Source organism: Pseudomonas sp. Sample_24 (assembly GCF_004307605.1).
Classification (GTDB): Bacteria; Pseudomonadota; Gammaproteobacteria; order Pseudomonadales; family Pseudomonadaceae; genus Aquipseudomonas.
This window is the reverse complement of sequence record NZ_RCNW01000500.1, coordinates 1-3,333: the sequence shown is the minus strand read 5'-3', so window position 1 is coordinate 3,333 and position 3,333 is coordinate 1. Positions and strand designations below refer to the sequence as shown.

Genomic DNA, 3,333 nt, shown 5'->3' with positions numbered 1-3,333 from the left:
GCCGGCCGCTCGGAAGAACTGGGTAAGCAACTGCAAAAGATTGTCGACACCCTGCGCGAACTACCGGGCTGTGACTCCTACATGGTCGACCGCTGCCCTGAGGACAGTAACCGCTGGACCGTCAGCGCCCATTGGCAATCGGAAGCGGCCATGCAGTCGCACTTCAACAGCCCTCAGGTGCAGGGTTTCATCGACCTGATCGACTGCCAACTGGCCAATGCCGTCGACTTCAACAGCTTTCCGATTCGCTAAAAGCCAGATCGAAAAATCGCAGCCTGCGGCAGATCCTACAGGGTAGGAGCTGGCGCAGGCTGCGGTTTTTTTTGCTTTCAACGCTCAGGATTGGTCCCCTGACCTTCCGGAAAATTGGCTGTTTTCCAGTCCGGATGCGCAGCTTATTGTGATCCCGACAACCACTCTTAGAAGGTCATGAACATGAATGTTTTGCGCGTGTGTGCCACTCCTCTTGCTGCCCTGGCCCTGGCCTTTTCCGCCTCAGCCTTTGCCCATGACCCTTCGGAAAAGGTCACGGTGCTGCAAGACCAGATGCTGAAAAACGTACCGGGCAAAAAAGCATTGATGATCGAAGTCGATTACAAGCCCGGCCAATCGTCCATCGCCCACAGGCACGACGGTACGGCCATGGCCTATGTCCTTTCCGGGTCGATTACTTCCCAGGTCAAAGGCGAGAAAGCAGTGACCTACAAGGCGGGCGAATACTGGTACGAAGCGGCCGGCTCCGAGCACCTGGTCTCGAAAAACGCCAGCGCTACCGAGCCTGCAAAGTTGCTGGTGTTCATGGTGCTGTCGCCGGATGAAGAAGTGCTGGTCCCCTTGAAAAACTGATCGCTGAGCGAACAGCCATAAATGAAAACGTCCAAATATTCTATTCGGGCGTTTTTATTTCCAAGAGCAATTAACTTGCTCTGTTTAAACCAAACAATACTAGCAGGCTGCCAATAAGCACGAATATTGGCTATTTCATTCCGCGCTTCCCGGTTTAGTCTGGAATGACTGCCGACCCCTTCCGGCAACTTTAACTTCCTTACTGATGTTGTTTCACTGGAGTAACACAATGAAACTTGCACTTGTCAGTACGTTAACCCTTACAACTGCTCTTTTGTCTGGCTGCTCGGTTCCCACCGCACCTTCGGCGGTTTCCTCGCTGGACGGAATCTTCACGCAACCGGTTGGCCGCAGCAATGTGACTCGCATACCCAACGGCAGCCAGGTTGCCCTGGGCGTGGTGTACAGCCGCAACACCCAGGCCAACCGTGAATACCTGCAGGATTATCAGGCCAATGCCGGCACCGGTTTCGGCCAGAGCCTGTTGGTGCAGGAGATCCACGATGCCTACGTCGCCACCTCCAAGCCCGACCTCGCCGTGGATTGGGTCAAAGCCTCGTTACAGCGTCAGTTTGGCTCGGTCACGGTGTACCCGGACATGCAAAGCCTCAAGGCTGCGAAACCCGATGTGGTGGCCGTCATCGACAGCCGCAGCCAATTGATCACCTCGCGCAGTTCGGACGTCGAATCCAGAGTCAGTGCCGATTTCTATGACAACCAGTTCAATTATATCGGCACCGCGAAAGGCTATGACGCCAGAGCGCTCAGCCCGGTGTGGGCCGACTATAAACGCAGCGAAGAGATTATTGCTGACATTAACGAACAACAAAATGTACAAGTAAGGGCATTGCAGAAGTTTGACCAGTCGCTCAATAATTTATTGACTAGCCCGACAAGTAATGTGTCGATGATAAACAACATTCCGAATATGAAATTGTATTAAGTCGAATGGCCTCATCGCCAGCAAGCCGGCTCCTACAGGTTTTGCATCAACACATCACCGTAGGAGCCGGCTTGCTGGCGATGAGGCCTGACCTGACACCACAAAACCTTGGGACAAAAAAAACCCCGCGTCTCTCAATGCGGGGCTTTTTCATTCAGCGCCTGATCAGGCAGCCGGTTCCAGTTCTACCGCGACAGCAGCAGGCACTACCGCTTGCCCGCTCAACGCCAGGTCCAGCAGTTCACGGTTGGCCACTGCGTACATGGCGTAGTCGGTGCCGCTGGCGGCACGGATTTCCACCAGCATGGCACGCCAGCGTTCGATCATGCTGTCGTGCTGCGCCATCCACAGCGACAGGCGTGTTTCCACGTCCTGAGTGCCGTCGCCCTGTTGCAGGACCGAGATGGTGATCGCGCGTTGCTGCCAGTCCACATCATCACGGAACGCTTCACGGGCCAGGGCCTGCCAGTTGTTTTCAACCGGCAGAGCACTGATCTGTTGCATGTACCAGGTGATGTCCAGCGCACTGCCCACGGCGAAGTAAGCCTTGGCCACCTCGGCCGGGTCCTGGCCGGTCACGTCGGAAGCCTCGATGATCGGCAGCAGGGTGTACAGGTGCGAAGTGCCAGCCACCATGCGCGCCAGCAACTCCGGTACACCGGCTGCGACGTAAGCCTGGTAACGGGTCTGCCAGGTTTCGCGGATCTCGCCACTGAGCAACTCGTCGAGCTTGAGCCCCAGTTCCTTCAAATGCGGACCGAAGTGCGCCACATCACGGGCAGCGTTCTGCTCGTTGCGGCGGGCACGCAGGAACCAGCGCGTGGCGCGACGGCCCAGACGCATCAGCTCGTCCATCAGCTCCAGTTGCACGTCGGCGGAAACCTTGTAGTCCAGGTTTTCAATCTGACGGAACCAGTGCGGGAGATGGAAAATGTCGCGCACGATCACGTAAGCGCCAGCCACGTTCGCCGGGCTCATGCCGGTCGACTCTTTGAGTCGCTGCACGAAGGTGATGCCCATGTGGTTGACCAGATCGTTGGCGATCTGGGTGCTGACGATTTCGCGCTTCAGACGGTGACGGCGCATGGCTTCGGAGAACTTGCTCACCAGGGTCGGCGGGAAAGCGGTTTCCATGTCGCGGGTCAGGTAGTCGTCATCCGGGACCAGCGAATTGAGCAGCTGTTCCTTGAGGTCGATCTTGCTGTAGGAGATCAGCACCGACAACTCGGCACGGGTCAGGCCATGGCCTTCGGCGATGCGTTCGTTGATGGCTTCTTCGGACGGCAGGAACTCGATTGCACGATCCAGCTTGCCGCGACCTTCCAGATCGTTCATCAGACGCTTGTATTCGGCGATCCGCGGCAAGGCACGACGGGCTGCCAGGGACAATGCCTGAGTCTGCTTGTAGTTGTTGCCCAGCACCAGACCACCGACTTCGTCGGTCATGCTCGCCAGCAACTGGTTACGTTGCTTGTCGGTCATGTCGCCCGCCTGAACCACTTCGTTCAGCAGGATCTTGATGTTCACTTCGTGGTCGGAGCAGT

4 protein-coding genes are annotated in these 3,333 nt (G+C 56.8%); 3 read left to right on the top strand and 1 reads right to left on the bottom strand.

All coding sequences use genetic code 11. The features are described 5' to 3' along the window. The 3 genes from D8V06_RS29090 to D8V06_RS29080 form a co-directional block, all read left to right on the top strand. Positions 1-252 (top strand): antibiotic biosynthesis monooxygenase family protein (locus tag D8V06_RS29090; RefSeq protein ID WP_130932336.1); only part of this gene is annotated, 252 nt, incomplete at its 5' end. Between the two features lie 183 nt (positions 253-435). Further along, entirely contained in the window at positions 436-846 is a 411-nt protein-coding gene (locus tag D8V06_RS29085; RefSeq protein ID WP_130932335.1) for a cupin domain-containing protein, read from the top strand. A gap of 229 nt (positions 847-1,075) precedes the next feature. Next, a complete protein-coding gene (locus tag D8V06_RS29080) occupies positions 1,076-1,789 on the top strand; it encodes an ATPase (protein ID WP_130932334.1) in 714 nt (237 codons plus the stop codon). A gap of 165 nt (positions 1,790-1,954) precedes the next feature. On the opposite strand, the gene D8V06_RS29075 is transcribed toward D8V06_RS29080, so the two are convergent. After that, positions 1,955-3,333 (bottom strand): NAD-glutamate dehydrogenase domain-containing protein (locus D8V06_RS29075; RefSeq protein ID WP_177434510.1); only part of this gene is annotated, 1,379 nt, incomplete at its 5' end.

Coding starts and splice junctions, on each gene's coding strand:
- D8V06_RS29085 (WP_130932335.1), top strand. CDS start 436: ATGAATGTTTTGCGCGTGTGTGCCACTCCTCTTGCTGCCCTGGCCCTG.
- D8V06_RS29080 (WP_130932334.1), top strand. CDS start 1,076: ATGAAACTTGCACTTGTCAGTACGTTAACCCTTACAACTGCTCTTTTG.